The 15,883-nt window shown below is 67.3% G+C and carries 12 protein-coding genes; 9 read left to right on the top strand and 3 right to left on the bottom strand.

The window, feature by feature from the left end:
* Positions 1-109: 109 nt before the first annotated feature.
* Entirely contained in the window at positions 110-739 is a 630-nt protein-coding gene (locus tag ACTJJM_RS20480; protein WP_440865932.1) for an OmpW/AlkL family protein, read from the bottom strand.
* Between the two features lie 192 nt (positions 740-931).
* Between ACTJJM_RS20480 and gap the strand changes: the two genes are divergently transcribed.
* From gap to ACTJJM_RS20440, 8 genes are all read left to right on the top strand, one after another.
* Entirely contained in the window at positions 932-1,936 is a 1,005-nt protein-coding gene (gap, locus tag ACTJJM_RS20475) for a type I glyceraldehyde-3-phosphate dehydrogenase (RefSeq protein ID WP_019660012.1), read from the top strand.
* A gap of 125 nt (positions 1,937-2,061) precedes the next feature.
* Positions 2,062-4,737 (top strand): DUF2339 domain-containing protein, encoded by a 2,676-nt coding sequence (locus tag ACTJJM_RS20470; RefSeq protein WP_440865931.1) that lies wholly within the window; start codon positions 2,062-2,064, stop codon positions 4,735-4,737.
* The gene (locus ACTJJM_RS20465) at positions 4,734-6,110 is read left to right on the top strand and encodes a DUF3999 domain-containing protein (protein ID WP_440865930.1); all 1,377 of its coding nucleotides are present in this window, start codon (positions 4,734-4,736) and stop codon (positions 6,108-6,110) included. Before ACTJJM_RS20470 ends, ACTJJM_RS20465 begins: the two co-directional genes overlap by 4 nt.
* Positions 6,111-6,749: 639 nt before the next feature.
* The gene (locus ACTJJM_RS20460; protein ID WP_010481432.1) at positions 6,750-7,925 is read left to right on the top strand and encodes a phosphoglycerate kinase; all 1,176 of its coding nucleotides are present in this window, start codon (positions 6,750-6,752) and stop codon (positions 7,923-7,925) included.
* Entirely contained in the window at positions 7,922-8,575 is a 654-nt protein-coding gene (locus tag ACTJJM_RS20455) for an HAD hydrolase-like protein (protein ID WP_440865929.1), read from the top strand. The genes ACTJJM_RS20460 and ACTJJM_RS20455 overlap by 4 nt, the downstream gene beginning before the upstream one ends.
* Positions 8,576-8,722: 147 nt before the next feature.
* Positions 8,723-10,189, top strand: coding sequence for a pyruvate kinase (gene pyk, locus ACTJJM_RS20450; RefSeq protein ID WP_010481436.1), 1,467 nt, complete (start codon positions 8,723-8,725; stop codon positions 10,187-10,189).
* Positions 10,190-10,385: 196 nt separating this feature from the next.
* Complete coding sequence (locus tag ACTJJM_RS20445; RefSeq protein WP_010481439.1) at positions 10,386-11,390, top strand: class I fructose-bisphosphate aldolase; 1,005 nt, start codon at positions 10,386-10,388, stop codon at positions 11,388-11,390.
* Between the two features lie 129 nt (positions 11,391-11,519).
* Positions 11,520-12,668 (top strand): hypothetical protein, encoded by a 1,149-nt coding sequence (locus tag ACTJJM_RS20440; protein ID WP_010481441.1) that lies wholly within the window; start codon positions 11,520-11,522, stop codon positions 12,666-12,668.
* 92 nt (positions 12,669-12,760) lie between these two features.
* Here the strand turns inward: ACTJJM_RS20440 and ACTJJM_RS20435 are convergent, their stop codons facing one another.
* Positions 12,761-13,360, bottom strand: a complete 600-nt coding sequence (locus tag ACTJJM_RS20435; protein ID WP_010481443.1) for an O-acetyl-ADP-ribose deacetylase — start codon at positions 13,358-13,360, stop codon at positions 12,761-12,763.
* Positions 13,361-13,571: 211 nt separating this feature from the next.
* Positions 13,572-14,531, bottom strand: a complete 960-nt coding sequence (gene cysK / locus ACTJJM_RS20430; RefSeq protein ID WP_053443442.1) for a cysteine synthase A — start codon at positions 14,529-14,531, stop codon at positions 13,572-13,574.
* 207 nt (positions 14,532-14,738) lie between these two features.
* On the opposite strand from cysK, the gene ACTJJM_RS20425 reads away from it, so the two are divergent.
* On the top strand, positions 14,739-15,722 hold the full coding sequence (locus tag ACTJJM_RS20425) for a LysR family transcriptional regulator (RefSeq protein ID WP_010481448.1): 984 nt from the start codon (positions 14,739-14,741) through the stop codon (positions 15,720-15,722).
* The last annotated feature ends 161 nt before the right edge of the window (positions 15,723-15,883 follow it).

Raw genomic sequence — 15,883 nt, 5'->3', positions numbered from 1 at the left:
GGGGGGGGGGGGGGGGGGGGGGGGGGGGGGGGGGGGGGGGGGGGGGGGGGGGGGGTTGGGGGGGGGGGGGGGGGGGGGGGGGCGAACCCCCCGCGCTCAACACACCGCTTTAGAACTTGAAGACGTACGAAGCGCCATAGACCAGCGGATCGATGTTGACCGTGCCGATCTTCTCGCCGTTCAACTTCACCTTGCTGTCGATGTCGATCCAGCGCATGTCCACGCGCAGCGCGCCCTTCTCGCCGATCGCGAAGTCCACGCCCGCATGCGCGGCCAGGCCCCACGAATCCTGCAGCTTCAGGCGGCTGTCCTTCAGCGCACCGGTGGTGTCTTCGCTGAAGAAGGTGGTGTAGTTCACGCCCGCACCGATGAACGGCGACACCTTGCCCTTGCTGTTGAAGTGGTACTGCACGGTCACCACCGGCGGCAGCTGCTTGGTGCTGCCCACGCGGCCCAGGCCATTGATGTTGATGTCGTGCTTGAACGGCAGCGCGGCCAGCACTTCGATGCCCAGGTTGTCGGCGATGAAGTACTCGCCGGTGATGGTCGGCTTGACGTCGTTGTCGACGTCGACCTTCAGGGTGTGGCCGGCCAGCCAGCCGTTGTTCGACTTCGGCGCCACCTGGTGGACGCCGGCCGAGACGGTCCAGTCACCCTTGGACTGGGCCATGGCCGGGGCGGCGGCGAGGGACAGGGCGGCGGCCAGGCCGGCCAGGATCAGGGGGGAGGTCTTGCGCATGGGGGTGATCTCGTTGCTGGGTGGATGGCGACAGTCTCGGCCTCACGCCGCGCTAACGCTTTGATCCGGATCAAATCCTGTCCGCCCGCCCTCTGGCGCGGGGGCTGGCCCACGGTGGCCAGCCCCGGTTTGCTAGACTTGTGGGCCCTATCCATCCCGCCGCACCCGTCGCGGCCGCAGGAGCTTGAGAACATGGCAATCAAGGTTGGTATCAACGGTTTCGGTCGCATCGGGCGTAACGTCCTGCGCTCGGCGGTGCTGAACTTCGGCGACGACATCGAAATCGTGGCCATCAACGATCTGCTGGAGCCGGATTACCTGGCGTACATGCTCAAGTACGACTCCGTGCACGGCCGCTTCAAGGCCGACGTGGCCGTGCAGGGCAACGACCTGCTGGTGAACGGCAAGAAGATCCGCCTGACCCAGGAACGCGACCCGGCCAACCTGAAGTGGGACGAAGTCGGCGCCGACGTGGTGCTGGAAGCCACCGGCCTGTTCCTGACCAAGGAAACCGCGCAGAAGCACATCGATGCGGGCGCGAAGAAGGTCATCATGTCGGCCCCGTCGAAGGACGACACGCCGATGTTCGTGTTCGGCGTGAACGACAAGACCTACGCCGGCCAGGCCATCATTTCCAACGCGTCGTGCACCACCAACTGCCTGGCCCCGCTGGCCAAGGTCATCAACGACAAGTGGGGCATCAAGCGTGGCCTGATGACCACGGTGCATGCGGCCACCGCCACCCAGAAGACCGTCGATGGCCCGTCCAACAAGGACTGGCGCGGCGGCCGTGGCATCCTGGAAAACATCATTCCGTCGTCCACCGGTGCGGCAAAGGCCGTCGGCGTGGTCATTCCGGAACTGAACAAGAAGCTGACCGGCATGAGCTTCCGCGTCCCGACCTCCGACGTGTCGGTGGTCGACCTGACCGTCGAGCTGGAAAAGGAAGCCACCTACGCCGAGATCTGCGCCGAAGTGAAGGCACAGAGCGAAGGCGCGCTGAAGGGCATCCTGGGCTACACCGAAGACAAGGTGGTGGCCACCGATTTCGTCGGTGAAACCCACACCTCGGTGTTCGACGCAGACGCCGGCATCGCCCTGGACGGCACCTTCGTCAAGCTCGTGTCGTGGTACGACAACGAGTGGGGCTATTCCAACAAGTGCCTGGAAATGGCCAAGGTTGTCGCCGCCAAGTAAGGCCGGCGAAGATCGCACGCGGACCCCGGCCTGGCCGGGGTTCGTCGTTTATAGGGCCAGCCCTGTCGTAGCATGGGCCGGTCGACCGCTGCCGCTGGGGCGCGGGATTGCAATGGAAGCATGCAATGGAAGCATTGATCGCCCTGGTGGTACTGGTCCTGCTGGCCATCCCGCTGCTGCTGGTGGTGGCGCTGGTGATGATTGCCGGCCTGCGCCGCCGTGTGGCCGCGCTGGAAGGTGCCCTGGCCGCCGCGCCGGCCGTCCGGCCGGTTGCAGCCGAGCCTGCGCCAGAACGGGCTGCGCCCATGCCTGCGGCTGGCGCCGATCCGCCGTTCCTGCGGCCGGTGGCGGCTGCCGCACCGCCTCCGTCCCAGCCAACGCCGCCGCCGGTGCGCGAAGTGGTGCCTGCAGCAACGGAGGTGCCGCGCCCGGTCGCACCACCGCCGGTGCCACACGCGCCGTTGCAGCCGCCGTTGCCTTCCGAGCCGGCGCTGCCCAACTTCATCGAGCGCGGCATCGGAGCGGTCAAGCGCTGGTTCACCGAGGGCAACGTGCCGGTCAAGATCGGCATGCTGGTGCTGCTGGCCGGTGTTGCCGCGCTGTTGAAGTACGTCAGCGACCAGGGCTGGCTGGTGCTGCCGATCGAGCTGCGCCTGGCCGGTGTCACCGTGGGTGCGCTGGGCCTGTTGGCGTTCGGCTGGCACCAGCGCGAGCGCCGGCGCCTGTTCGCACTGGCGCTGCAGGGCGGTGCCATTGGCGTGTTGCTGCTGACCATCTTCGCCGCATTCAAACGGTTCGAGCTGCTCAACCCCGGGTTTGCCTTCGCCAGTTCGATCGCGCTGGTGGCCGGCCTGTGCGTGCTGGCGGTGGTGCAGAACTCGCGCACGTTGGCGGTGCTGGGCATCCTCGCCGGCTTCATGGCACCGCTGTGGCTGTCCACCGGCAGTGGCAACCACGTGGGGCTGTTCAGCTACTACGCGGTGCTCAACGCTGGCATCTTTGCCATCGCCTGGTTCCGTCCGTGGCGTGCGCTGAACCTGCTTGGCTTCGCTTTTACCTTCGGCATCGGTACGTTCTGGGGCGTGTTGCAGTACGCGCCGGACAAGTTCAGCAGCACCGAGCCGTTCCTGCTGCTGTTCTTCGCCTTCTACCTGTTGATCCCGCTGCTGTACGCGCGCCGGCAGCCCGCCGGGCGACGTGACCTGGTCGACGGCAGCCTGGTGTTCGGCACGCCCTTGGTCGCCTTCTCGATGCAGGCGGGCATGCTGCACGAGCAGCCGATGACGCTGGCGCTGTGCGCGCTGGGCCTGGCGGCGATCTACGCCGTACTGGCGCGGGCACTGATCGCACGCGCGTCTTACACCGTGCTGGCGCAGTCGCATGCGGTGCTGGCGGTGGGCTTCGCCACGCTGGCGGTGCCGCTGGCATTGTCTGCGCGTGCCACCGGCGCGGTGTTCGCGCTGGAAGGTGCGGGCCTGGCCTGGCTGGGCCTGCGCCAGAAACGCTGGCTGCCGCAGGTGTCCGGCGCGTTGCTGCAGATCGGTGCTGCGTTCGCCTTTGTGGCCGGCGCCGACCACTGGCTCGAAGACGCACGCTTCCTGCTCAACCCGACCGCCATCGGCGCGTTGCTGCTGGCCATTGCCGGCTTCGCGTCGGCGTGGAGTTACCAGCGCAGGGAGCGCCATGAGATCGCACTGGTCTACTACCTGTGGGGCCTGCTGTGGTGGCTGGGCGGTCTGGTGTACGAGATCTTCCGCTTCTTCCCGCAGCGCACGCAGGCCGATGCGTTGCTGGTGCTGGTCGCGGCCACGGCCTGGCTGGCGGCTGAAATGCAGCGCCGCCAGCCGGCACGCGCGCTGGGCGTAACCGCCCTGGCGATGCTGGCCCTGGGCTTCCCGCTGGCGCTGATGCAGAGCGATGCGCACCAGCAGCCGTTCGCCGGCTATGGCGCACTGGCCTGGGCGGTGTTCGCGGCGCTGGGCGTACGTACGTTGCTGTGCCTGCGTCAGGGCGGCGACACCGTGGCACGCATCGCGCAGTTCCTGTGGTGGCTGCTGTGGCCGTCGCTGCTTTCGTTGCTGGCCCTGTGGGGCGGCGGCGAGGCCGGGCTGGCACAGGGCTGGACGCTGCTGTTGTTCACGCTGCCGTGGCTGCTGATGGCGGCGCTGTCGTTGTGGCGCTGGAATGCACTGCGCTGGCCGTTGGGGGCTGCCTTCGACAGCGTGCGCCTGCCGTTGCAGTGCGTGCTGTTCGGCCTGCTGTCCGCAGGCTGGCTGTTCGGCCAGTTGCTGCCGGGGGACGCAGCGCCGCTGCTGTGGCTGCCGGTGTTGAACCCGGCCGAGCTGGGGCAGTGGTTGAGCCTGGCGCTGCTGGCGCGCTGGCTGTACAGCGGGCAGGCGCCGCAGGCACTGGTGAAGATCCGGCTGCCGCTGTTGGCATTGGCCACCTTCGTCGCGCTGACCAGCCTGGTGCTGCACGGCGTGCATCAGTGGGGCGGCCTGTCGTGGAGTTCGTCGATGATGCGTTCCAGCCTGGCGCAGACCAGCCTGACCGTGCTGTGGAGCGTGCTCGGCGTGATCGCCTGGGTCTGGGGTTCGCGCCGCGGCCAGCGCGTGTTGTGGATGGTCGGTGCCGTGCTGATGGGTGTGGTGCTGGCCAAGCTGGTACTCATCGATCGCCAGCACCTGGGCAACCTGCTGGGTATCGCATCGTTCATCGCTTACGGCCTGCTGTGCACGGTCGTGGGTTATCTGGCACCGGCACCGCCGAGCGCGGCGCCGACCGTGGAGGAAAAACAATGAAGACGTGGAGCAGGGCGCTGCCGCCGGCGATGTTCGGCATGCTGGCCGCCGTCACCGCACAGGCCGCCGATTACCGTACCCAGTACGCCGAACAGTGGCCGCTGACGTTGTCCAGCGCACAATCGGGTGCCTACCGTGTTGTGCTGGAACCGGCGATCTACCGTCGCGCCGGCAGTGCGGACCTGGGCGATGTGCAGGTGTTCAATGCCGCCGGCCAATCGTTGCCGTCGGCCTTGCTGGCGCCGGATCAGCCGCTGGCGCAGCCGCCGGTGCAGCGTGAGCTGCCGTGGTTCGCGTTGCCGCCATTGGCCGAAGCACAGCGCAACGACCTGCAGTTGCTGACCGAGCGCGATACCGATGGCCGTGTGCGTCGCGTGGAAGCCCGCGTGAGTGGTGGTGCGGCGGCGAGCGGGCAGGGTGGCTGGCTGATCGACGCCAGTGTGCTGGGCCAGCAGCCGCTGGCGGCCCTGGTACTGGATTGGGCCGACAGTGGCCAGCCGTTGCAGGCTCAGGTGCAGCTGGACGTCAGCGACGACCTGCAGCACTGGCGTGCGATTGGCCGCGACATTCCGCTGGTGGATCTGCAGCGCGCCGGCAAGCGCCTGCTGCAGCGCCGCCTGCAGGTGGATGGTGAAGCGCGCTATCTGCGCGTGCTGGCGCAAGGCGATGCGCGTCTGCCGACGCTGCGCAGCGTACTGGCCGAGCTGCCGCCGGCACCGGCCACACTGCCGTGGGAATGGTTGTCGCTGGAACCGACCTCGAAGGGCAAGGGCGAATACACCTTCGAGATGGATGGCCGCTTCCCGGCGGCACGTGCCGACGTGGCCAGCACCGACAACAGCCTGGTGCAGTGGACATTGTTCAGCCGCGATGACCAGAGCGCGGAATGGCAGCGCCGCAGTGCACCGTGGATTGCCTATCAGCTGCAGCAGGGTGCGCAGGGCCAACGGCAGCAATCGGCCGCGCAGCCGCTGGGCGGGGTGCATCGGGATCGCTATTGGAAGCTGGTGGCGAACCCGGCCGAAACGGCCACCGCACCGACTCTGCGCCTGGGTTACCAGCCCGAAGTACTGGTATTCCTGAGCCAGGGCGCGGCGCCCTACGCGTTGGCGGTGGGCAGCTCGACCGCGCGCCGCACGGAGGCGCCGATTGGCGTGCTGATCGAGGAACTGCGGTTGCGCAACGACCCGTCGTGGCAGCCGACGCTGGCGCGCCTGGAAGGCAGCCCGGAGCCGCTGGCCGGCGACGCGGCGCTGAAACCGCAGCACGATTGGAAGTCGTGGTTGCTGTGGGCGTTGCTGGGTCTGGGTGTGCTGGTAGTGGGCGGCCTGGCGGTCAGTCTGCTTCGGCAGAAGCCGGCGCCTTCGGCGTAGGTTCCGGCGAACGGCGCAGCCCCTCGTGGGTGGGCGGTTGGTCGCGTAAAGCAAAAGCCGTGCTTGGCCGGGCGGGGTGGGTTCGCGGGAGACGCCGTGAACCCGTCCCTGGGGGCTTGGCCGCGGCATCCATGCCGCGGACACTCCCGCGAACCCACCCCGCCCGGCCTCTGACAATTTCCGTGTGCGTCCACCCACGGAAAGAAAAAAAGAAGAGCAAAAGCTGCTTGGCAGGGCGCTCTTTGTAGAGCCGAGCCCACGCTCGGCTGCTGTTCGCGATAGACCCAGCCGAGCACGGGCTCGGCTCTACATTTTTCTCCGACATCAGAAACCGCTCTTGCCTTTGCCGTCCGCTCCGCCTCATGAACCTGTCGAGGCCGGGGTGGTGTGGGCTCGCGGGGGCGTAAGCGCCATGGATGGCGAGCCCGAGCCTCCAGGGATGGATTCACGGCGTCCCCCGCGAGCCCACACCGCCCCGGCCCACCCACAACACCACGAAGCGCCAGCGCTTTGGCTGTTGCTGTTGCATTTGCTGTGCGCCTCTGCCTGCCGCAGGCATCGACCCTCCCACCACCCGCACCCGATACAATGGCCGTCTGCCGTACCCCGGCATCCCGTCCCTGAGCCAAAGAGTTGCCCATGTCCATCGTCCGCATGACCGACCTCGACCTCTCCGGCAAGCGCGTGCTGATCCGCCAGGATCTGAACGTGCCGATCGAGAATGGCCGCATCACCTCCGAACAGCGCATCACCGCTTCGCTGCCGACGCTCAAGCGCGCGCTGGAGCAGGGCGCGGCGGTGATGGTCACCTCGCACCTGGGGCGCCCGAAGGAAGGCGTGTGGAGCGAAGCCGAGTCGCTGGCGCCGGTCGCCCAGCGCCTGTCCGAGCTGCTCGGCCGCGAGGTTCCGCTGGTGCGCGACTGGGTCGACGGCGTCGACGTGCAGCCGGGCCAGCTGGTGCTGCTGGAAAACTGCCGCATGAACGTCGGCGAGGGCAAGGACGATGAAGCCCTGTCGAAGAAGTACGCGGCGCTGTGCGATGTGTTCGTGATGGATGCCTTCGGCACCGCGCACCGTGCGCAGGCCTCCACCCACGGTGTCATCCGCTTCGCCCCGGTGGCTGCCGGTGGCCCGCTGCTGATGGCCGAACTGGACGCGCTGGCGCAGGCGCTGGATGCACCGGCCAAGCCGCTGCTGGCCATCGTCGCCGGCAGCAAGGTCAGCACCAAGCTGGAACTGCTGGCCAACCTGGTCGGCAAGGTCGATCAGCTGATCGTCGGTGGTGGCATCGCCAATACCTTCATTGCTGCCGCCGGCTACAACGTCGGCAAGTCGCTGTACGAGCCGGACCTGCTGGATACCGCCAAGAAGATCGTGGCCGATGCCAAGGCGCGTGGCGCCGACATTCCGCTGCCGGTGGACGTGGTCACCGCCAAGCAGTTCATGCCGGACGCGGTTGCCGAAGTGAAGGCGGTCGACGCGGTTGCCGAAGACGATCTGATCCTGGACATCGGCCCGCAGACCGCTGCGCAGTACGCGCAGCTGATCGAAAAGGCCGGCACCGTGGTCTGGAACGGCCCGGTCGGCGTGTTCGAGTTCGAAGCCTTCAGCAAGGGCACCGAAGCGCTGGCCCGCGCCATCGCCAGCTCGCCGGCATTCTCCATCGCCGGTGGCGGCGACACCCTGGCCGCGGTCGACAAGTTCGATATCGCCCAGCAGGTCAGCTACATCTCCACCGGCGGCGGTGCGTTCCTGGAGTTCCTGGAAGGCAAGACCCTGCCGGCGGTGGCCGCACTCGACGCGCGCGGCGCATGAGTGCCGAGCGCGGCAAGGATGTGCTGTTCTTCGACCTCGATGGCACGCTGATCGATTCGCAGGTGGGCATCACCGCCTGCATCGCTTACGCGCTGCAGAAGATGGACCATCCGGTGCCGCCGCAGGAGACGCTGCTGGGCTGGATCGGTCCGTCGCTGCGGACCACCTTCGCGCCGCTGTTCGTTGAACCGGCGCGGGTGGAACAGGCGGTGGGCTACTACCGTGAGCGCTTCGACGCCGAGGGCTGGCGCGAGCATACGGTGTACCCGCAGGTGGAAGACACCCTGCGCACGCTGCACGGTCGTGGCCACCGCCTGGCGGTGGTCACGGCCAAGAACGAGCCGCATGCGCGCCGCACCCTCGCCCACCTGCCGTTCGGCGGGCTGTTCGAGGAGATCGTCGGTTCGACCCTGGACGGCTCGCGCAGCCACAAGCCGGAGCTGGTGGGCGAGGCGCTGCGTCGGCTGCAGGTGCAGCCCGCGCAGTGCTGGATGATCGGCGACCGCCGCATGGACATCGAAGGCGCACGCCACCACGGTCTGCGCAGTGTCGGTGTGCTGTGGGGTTTCGGCGGTGAGGTCGAACTCACCGAAGCCGGTGCCGGCCAGCTGGCCCGTGAGCCGGCGCAGCTGACGACGCTGTTGGCCTAGGCTCTACAGAACTGCCTGCGCCAGCGTATGTCCGGCCGATGTCCGCTCCATGACCCGCGAAGTCAGGCAGCACAAGGCTGTAACCGTATACATGCGGCGTGAAGGATGTGCTAATTTCCGTTCTTTATCGGGAGAGGCCCATTCACCATGTTCGAGCGTCAGCGTCGCACCAAGATCCTTGCCACCCTCGGTCCGGCCACTGATCCGCCGGGCGTGCTGGAGGATCTGTTCCGCGCCGGCGTCAACGTGGTGCGCCTCAACTTCAGCCACGGCGATCCCTCCGGCCAGGCCAAGCGTGCCGCCGAAGTGCGTGCCGCTGCGGCCCGCGTGGGCGTGGAAGTGGGCATCCTGGCTGACCTGCCGGGCCCGAAGATCCGCATCGAGCGCTTCGCCGAAGGCAAGGTGCAGCTCAAGGCGGGTGACCGCTTCGACCTGATCGCCAGCGCCAACGCCGGCCCCGGCGATGCGACCCAGGTGGGCGTCAGCTACCTCGGCCTGCCGCAGGACGTCGGCCCGGGCGATGTCCTGCTGCTCGATGATGGCCTGATGCAGCTGCAGGTGGTCGAGGTGCAGGGCGAGCGCATCATCAACACCGTGCTCAATGACGGCGCGTTGTCTGATCGCAAGGGCCTGAACAAGCAGGGCGGTGGCCTCTCGCTGGGCGCACTGACCGAGCGCGACAAGGAGCTGATCGGCATCGTCGCCAGGATCGGTGTCGACTTCATCGCCGTGTCGTTCTGCCGCAACGCGCAGGACATGAACGACGCCCGTGACATCGCCCGCTCGCATGGCTGCGATGCTGCGCTGGTGTCGAAGATCGAGCGCACCGAAGCGATCGAGAACCTGGAAGAGATCGTCGAGGCCAGCGACGTGGTGATGGTGGCCCGTGGCGACCTCGGCGTGGAAATCGGCGACGCCGAACTGCCGGGCCTGCAGAAGAAGATCATCAAGGCCTCGCTGGCGCAGAACAAGGTGGTGATCACCGCCACGCAGATGCTGCAGTCGATGGTCGAAAGCCCGATCCCGACCCGTGCCGAAGTGCTGGACGTGGCCAACTCGGTCATCGACGGTACCGACGCGGTGATGCTGTCGGCTGAAACCGCTGCCGGTGCGTACCCGGTCAAGGCGGTGGAAGCGATGGCGCGTATCTGCCTGGGTGCCGAGCGCCAGTTCCAGACCGAGACCGACTTCAACGCCTCGCCGCGTAATCTGGAACGTGCCGACCAGGCGATTGCCATGGCCACCATGTTCCTGTCGCAGCACGTGGGCGTGCGTGCGATCGTGGCGATGACCGAATCCGGTGGCACCGCCCGCTACCTGTCGCGCTTCCGCGCCAAGGCGCCGGTGTTCGCAGTCACCCGCCACGACGGCGCGCGCCGCCAGATGGCCCTGATGCGCGATGTGTTCCCGATCAACTTCGACAGCCGTGGCCTGACCCCGCGCGAAGCCGCGCGCGGCAGCATCCGCCTGCTGGTGGAAGCCGAACTGCTGCAGGCCGGTGACCGCGTCGTGTTCACCAGCGGTGAGCACATGGAAACCCTGGGCGCGACCAACACCCTGCGCCTGCTGGAAGTGGGTGAAGACGGCCGCGCCAGCGGCCTGGGCGATCTGTAAACCCCGTCGGCCCCGGGTCGGAGCCGCCGTGCGGATCCGACCCGGGGTCAGATCCGCAAAGGGGCTCTGACCCGGCGCAACAGGACATCGCCTGTCCGGTGCGGACATTGGAATCGTTTCCAGACTGGCCTGCACGTCGGCGCAACGGGCGGCGGGGCTATACTTACGTTTTTCCCGCACCCGCCACAGGAAGTACATGAGCATCGAACAGCTGGCTGAAACCGCCCAGGCCATGGTTGCCCCGGGCAAGGGCATCATCGCGATCGACGAATCCACCGCTACCATCGCCAAGCGTTTCGCTGGCGTCGGTATCGAGAACACCGAGGAGAACCGTCGTGCCTACCGCGAACTGCTGCTGACCACGCCGAAGCTCAACGAGCACATTTCCGGCGCCATCCTGTTTGACGAAACCATCCGTCAGTCGACCAAGGACGGCGTGCCGTTCGCCAAGTACATGGCCGACCACGGCATGATTCCGGGCATCAAGGTGGACAAGGGTGCGCACCCGCTGGCCGGCTGCCCGGGCGAACTGGTGACCGAAGGCCTGGACGGCCTGCGCGAGCGCCTGCAGGAGTACTACAAGCTGGGTGCGCGCTTCGCCAAGTGGCGTGCGGTGATCAACATCGGCGAAAGCATTCCGTCGGGCACCTGCATCGAGTCCAACGCCCACGCGCTGGCCCGCTATGCCGCGCTGTGCCAGGAATGTGGCCTGGTGCCGATGGTCGAGCCGGAAGTGATCATGGACGGCGACCACGACATCGAGACCTGCTACGAAGTCACCGAAGCCACCCTGCGTTCGCTGTTCGACGCCCTGTACCAGCAGAACGTGCTGCTGGAAGGCACCATCCTGAAGGCCTCGATGGTCATCTCCGGCAAGGGCTGCGATGAGCAGGCCGACGTCGAGGAAGTGGCCGAGTCGACCGTGATGTGCCTGAAGAGCACCGTGCCGGCCATCCTGCCGGGCGTGGTGTTCCTGTCCGGTGGCCAGAGCGACGAGCAGTCCACCGAGCACCTGAACGCGATGAACCAGCTGGGCAACCTGCCGTGGCCGCTGAGCTTCTCCTACGGCCGCGCCATGCAGCAGGCCGCGCTGAAGCTGTGGGCCAAGGACATGAAGGGCAACTACGCTGCTGCCCAGAAGACCGTGTACGAGCGCGCCAAGGACAACGGCCTGGCCGCGCTGGGCAAGTGGAACGGTTGATCCGTCCCATCGCTGGATGAACAAGGCAACGCCGGCATCACGCCGGCGTTTGCTTTTGCGGGTATCGTTTCCGCCCCCACGCGCCCGGCCGGTGCGTGGGAACCACATGGAAGGCCAAGGAGAAACAACATGCGTTTGGCAGCAATCACACTGGCCGTTGCCACGGTCCTGGTCGCCGGCGGTTGCAACCGTCTCGGCGGCGGTGGTGACGCAGGCAAGGCCGCGTCGCTCGATTTCGACAAGCCGGTGTCCGGCGAGATCACCTCGCGCAGCGGCATCAACTACAACGACGGCAGCCATCACCAGCTCTACCAGATCAAGCTGGAAGACAAGCAGCTGGTTGGGCTGAAGCTGACCGGCTCGCTGAGCGGCTCGATCGCCGTCTTCAACAACGGCAGCCTGGTGGCCAGCAGCAACACCGGCTACGAGCGCGAGGGCGACGTCTCGCTGGCCTTCCGTGCCAACGGTGGCGGCACCTACCAGGTAGCGGTCAACGCCAACGGCTCGACCGATTACGGTCCCTACCGCCTGCGCGCCGAGAAGCTGGTGCCGTACGACGGCAAGCCGCTGGCGGGCAGCGGCGAGATCGTCGACATGCTGGCCGGTGGTTCCCAGGACTACACCCTGCAGGTGGACAAGGCCGGCCTGTACGAGATCCGCCTGGTGTCGGATGTCTTCGATCCGGTGCTGAAGCTGTCGGGCCAGGGCGTGGACGCCGAAAATGACGATGGCGGGGACAGCACCAACTCGCGCCTGACCCTGTCACTGAAGCCGGGCAAGTACACCCTGACTGCACGCGGTCTGGGCGACGGCGTCAACGGCATGTTCACCCTGTCGGCCAACCGCATCGAGCTGCCCGGCAATCTGGTGGAACGCGATGGCACAGCGCTGCCGAAGTCGGGCAGCGTGTACACGATGCTCGACAACGACGGCCGCCGCCGCTTCCTGCTGACCCTGGATCGCCCGGCCGACGTGCGCCTGGATGCGATTTCCAGCCAGGTCGATACCGTGCTGCGCGTGGTCGGCGGCGACGTCGAGCTGACCGATGATGACGGTGGCAGCGGTACCAATTCGCGCTTGGAAGAGACCCTGCCGGCCGGTCACTACACCGTGGACGTGTCCAGCCTGAACAATGGTGCGGGCATGGTGGAAGTGCGCGTGCAGGTCGAGGGTGCCAGCGCCGACGGAGCTGCGGCCTCGGCGGCACGTGCCGCGGCCGATGCTGCCGCCGCTGTGGCCGATGACGCCGCTGCTGCGGTGGAAGCTGCCAGCCGTTGAGCGTGATCCACGCCGCGCGTGGATGACGACAACGATGCAACGGAAAAGGCCGGGCAATGCCCGGCCTTTTCTTCTACCTGCAGCGCTGTGGTTCAGTGCGCAGCGGCGAAGCCTGCATCGCCCAGCGGCGGCAGCACCGACCCGCGCGGTTCGTTGTCCGTGCTTTGCCCGGCGGCACTCAACGCCTGCTGGTAGGCCTTTGCCGTGGCAGTGTTGAACGCCACCAGCACGATGCGCATCGGCTGTGCATGGCTGCGCTGCCACGCCAGTGTTTCCGTCACTGCGATCTGCGCGGCCTGGTACAGGGGATAGCCATACACGCCGCAGCTGATCGCCGGGAACGCGATCGACTGCACGCCCAGCGACTCGGCCAGCTGCAGCGATTTCCAGTAGCAGTTGGCCAGCAATGCCGGTTCGTCGCGCTGGCCGTCGTGCCAGACCGGGCCCACCGTGTGCAGTACATGCTGCGCCGGCAATGCATAAGCGTCGGTGGCGCGCACTTCGCCGGTCGGGCAACGCACGCCCGGGCGCAGCTCCGGCAGTTGCTCGCACTCGGCCAGCAGCGCAGGGCCCGCGGCACGATGGATCGCACCGTCGACACCGCCGCCACCGAGCAGTGTTTCATTGGCCGCGTTGACGATCGCATCCACCGCCAGGGTCGTGATGTCGCCCTGCCAAACTTCGATCTTCATGCGTCCGTCTCCTGCCTGTGAGGTGTTCCGCGCAGCATCTGCGCCGGCTGTTCCCACGGTAGGGGACAGGGCATCGATACTGCGTCATGACCGTCTCACGCGCTGCGATCCGACGGCCTTCACGCACGATGGCGGGCGACGCCTTCACGCAGGCTGAAGCAGAAGCGGGGCAGAGCCTTTTCCCGACGGAAAAAGGATCCGGCGCTGTGCATTACGGCAGGCCGGCCAGCCAGTCGTCGTCGGAACCCTCATTCACATCGGCGAACAGCGGCGTGGAGAAATAGCGTTCACCGGTGTCCGGCAGCATCGCCAGGATCACCGCGCCCGGTTCAGCACGGGCCGCCACGTCCAGCGCGCTGGCCACGGTAGCGCCGGCGGAGATGCCGACGAAGATGCCTTCTTCTGCAGCCAGTCGGCGTGCGGTGGCGATCGCGCGGTCATCCTCCACCGTTACCAGTTCATCCACCACATCGCGGTTGAGCACGTCCGGCACGAAATCCGGCGTCCAGCCCTGGATCTTGTGTGGCTTCCAGTCATCGCCCTTCAACAGTGCGGCGCCGGCCGGTTCGGTGGCGATGATGCGGGTCTGCGGGCGCGCGACCTTCAGCACTTCGCCAACACCGGTGAGCGTGCCGCCGGTGCCCCAGCCGCTGACGAAGTAGTCCAGCCGCTTGCCGGCGAAGTCGCGCAGGATTTCGGCGGCGGTGGTGTTGCGGTGGTACGCCGGGTTGGCCGGGTTGGCGAACTGGCTGGCCAGGAACCAACCGTGCTGTTCGGCCAGTTCGGCGGCCTTGCGCACCATGCCGCTGCCACGTTCGGCGGCCGGGGTCAGGATCACCTTGGCGCCATAGGCGCGCATCAGCTTGCGGCGCTCCACCGAGAAGGTTTCGACCATGGTCGCCACGAACTTGTAGCCGCGCGCGGCGGCGACCATCGCCAGTGCCACGCCGGTGTTGCCTGACGTGGCTTCGACGATGGTGTCGCCCGGCTTGAGCACGCCACGCGCTTCGGCGTCGAGGATGATCGCCAGCGCCAGGCGGTCCTTCACCGAGCCGCCCGGGTTGAACGACTCGACCTTGGCGTAGACGCTGACCTGCGGGGGCGCCAGGCGCTGCAGCCTGACGATGGGGGTGTTGCCGACGGTATCGAGGATGGAGTCGTACAGGGCCATGGAAGCGCTCCGGAAACGGGGCCGCGCCGGGCTTCGGCGGGCGAAGGGGGAGGGCTGGCTGTTCAGGCCAGAGGCTGCCGGCTGACCGTAGCGCCGGCATATGACGCCCGGAAATGACCAGATACCTTTCTTAAACAACCTTTGGTTATAAGCTGGTGACGGCAAATGACCCTAGAGTGGACTTCCGCCCCACGCCGCCTGCCTCCCATGACGCTGACCCAGCTGCGCTACCTGGTTGCCATCGCCGACGCCGAGCTGAACATCACGCTCGCCGCCTCGCGCGTGCATGCCACCCAGCCTGGCCTGTCCAAGCAGCTCAAGCAGCTGGAAGACGAGCTCGGCTTCCTGTTGTTCGTGCGCAAGGGCCGCAGCCTGGAGTCGGTTACTCCGGCCGGCACCGAAGTGATCGCCCGCGCCCGCGCGGTGCTGGCCGAGGCCAACAACATCCGCACCTACGCGGCCAACCAGCGCCGCGAGAGCCAGGGCCAGCTGATCCTGACCACCACCCACACCCAGGCGCGCTTCGTGCTGCCGCCGGCGGTGGCAGCGATCAAGCAGGCCTACCCGCAGGTCAGCGTGCACCTGCAGCAGGCCGGCGAAGCCGACGCGCTGGACCGCTTGAACCAGGGTGACGCGGATATCGCCATCATCAGCACCGCCGGCGGTGAGCCCACCGATGGTATCGCGGTGCCGCTGTTCCGCTGGCGGCGTCTGGTGGTGGTGCCGAAGGGCCACCCGCTGGACCGCGCCGGCCGCGCCCCGGACCTGGCCGCGCTGGCCCGCCAGCCATTGATCAGCTACGAATCCTCGACCCGTCCGAACTCGTCGCTGCAACGCGCCTTCGCCGCCAATGGGCTGGTGCCCGACCTGGCACTGACCGCGCTCGATGCGGACCTGATCAAGACCTACGTGCGTACGGGTCTTGGCGTAGGCCTGCTGGCCGAGATGGCGGTCAGTTCCAACGATGAAGACCTGCGCTCGTGGCCGGCGCCGGATCCGATCAGCGAGTGCATTGCCTGGGCGGTGCTGCCGCGTGACCGCGTGCTGCGTGATTACGCGCTGGAGCTGGTGCATGTGCTGGCACCGCAGATTGATCCGCGCGATCTGCGGCGGGTGCTGGATGGCAACCAGGCGGCGGCGTGGCCGGTGCCACCGACGTGGGAGTCACTGACCCAGACCATCACGGTGTGAGGGGTTGGTCGAGCAGGGCTTGCAGCCCTGCACCTGCTGCGGCATTCAAGCAACAGCAACAGCAACAGCAACAGCAGAAGCGGCATTCCGTGGGTTGGCGGGGCGGTGTCGGAGTGCGGGGACGCTGCAAGTACGTCCCTGTAAGCTTGGCAGCCGCATCC

The sequence above is a fragment of the Stenotrophomonas sp. 22692 genome (assembly GCF_052045015.1).
GTDB lineage: Bacteria > Pseudomonadota > Gammaproteobacteria > Xanthomonadales > Xanthomonadaceae > Stenotrophomonas > Stenotrophomonas geniculata.
The sequence above is the reverse complement of the archived record's forward strand: the minus strand, read 5'-3'. Positions and strand labels throughout refer to the sequence as shown.

Bases quoted from the DNA above. Each gene is read 5' to 3' on its own strand.
- ACTJJM_RS20440 (WP_010481441.1), top strand. From the start codon at position 11,520: ATGCGTTTGGCAGCAATCACACTGGCCGTTGCCACGGTCCTGGTCGCC.
- gap (WP_019660012.1), top strand. From the start codon at position 932: ATGGCAATCAAGGTTGGTATCAACGGTTTCGGTCGCATCGGGCGTAAC.
- ACTJJM_RS20425 (WP_010481448.1), top strand. From the start codon at position 14,739: ATGACGCTGACCCAGCTGCGCTACCTGGTTGCCATCGCCGACGCCGAG.
- pyk (WP_010481436.1), top strand. From the start codon at position 8,723: ATGTTCGAGCGTCAGCGTCGCACCAAGATCCTTGCCACCCTCGGTCCG.
- ACTJJM_RS20480 (WP_440865932.1), bottom strand. From the start codon at position 739: ATGCGCAAGACCTCCCCCCTGATCCTGGCCGGCCTGGCCGCCGCCCTG.
- ACTJJM_RS20455 (WP_440865929.1), top strand. From the start codon at position 7,922: ATGAGTGCCGAGCGCGGCAAGGATGTGCTGTTCTTCGACCTCGATGGC.
- ACTJJM_RS20465 (WP_440865930.1), top strand. From the start codon at position 4,734: ATGAAGACGTGGAGCAGGGCGCTGCCGCCGGCGATGTTCGGCATGCTG.
- cysK (WP_053443442.1), bottom strand. From the start codon at position 14,531: ATGGCCCTGTACGACTCCATCCTCGATACCGTCGGCAACACCCCCATC.
- ACTJJM_RS20445 (WP_010481439.1), top strand. From the start codon at position 10,386: ATGAGCATCGAACAGCTGGCTGAAACCGCCCAGGCCATGGTTGCCCCG.
- ACTJJM_RS20435 (WP_010481443.1), bottom strand. From the start codon at position 13,360: ATGAAGATCGAAGTTTGGCAGGGCGACATCACGACCCTGGCGGTGGAT.
- ACTJJM_RS20460 (WP_010481432.1), top strand. From the start codon at position 6,750: ATGTCCATCGTCCGCATGACCGACCTCGACCTCTCCGGCAAGCGCGTG.
- ACTJJM_RS20470 (WP_440865931.1), top strand. From the start codon at position 2,062: ATGGAAGCATTGATCGCCCTGGTGGTACTGGTCCTGCTGGCCATCCCG.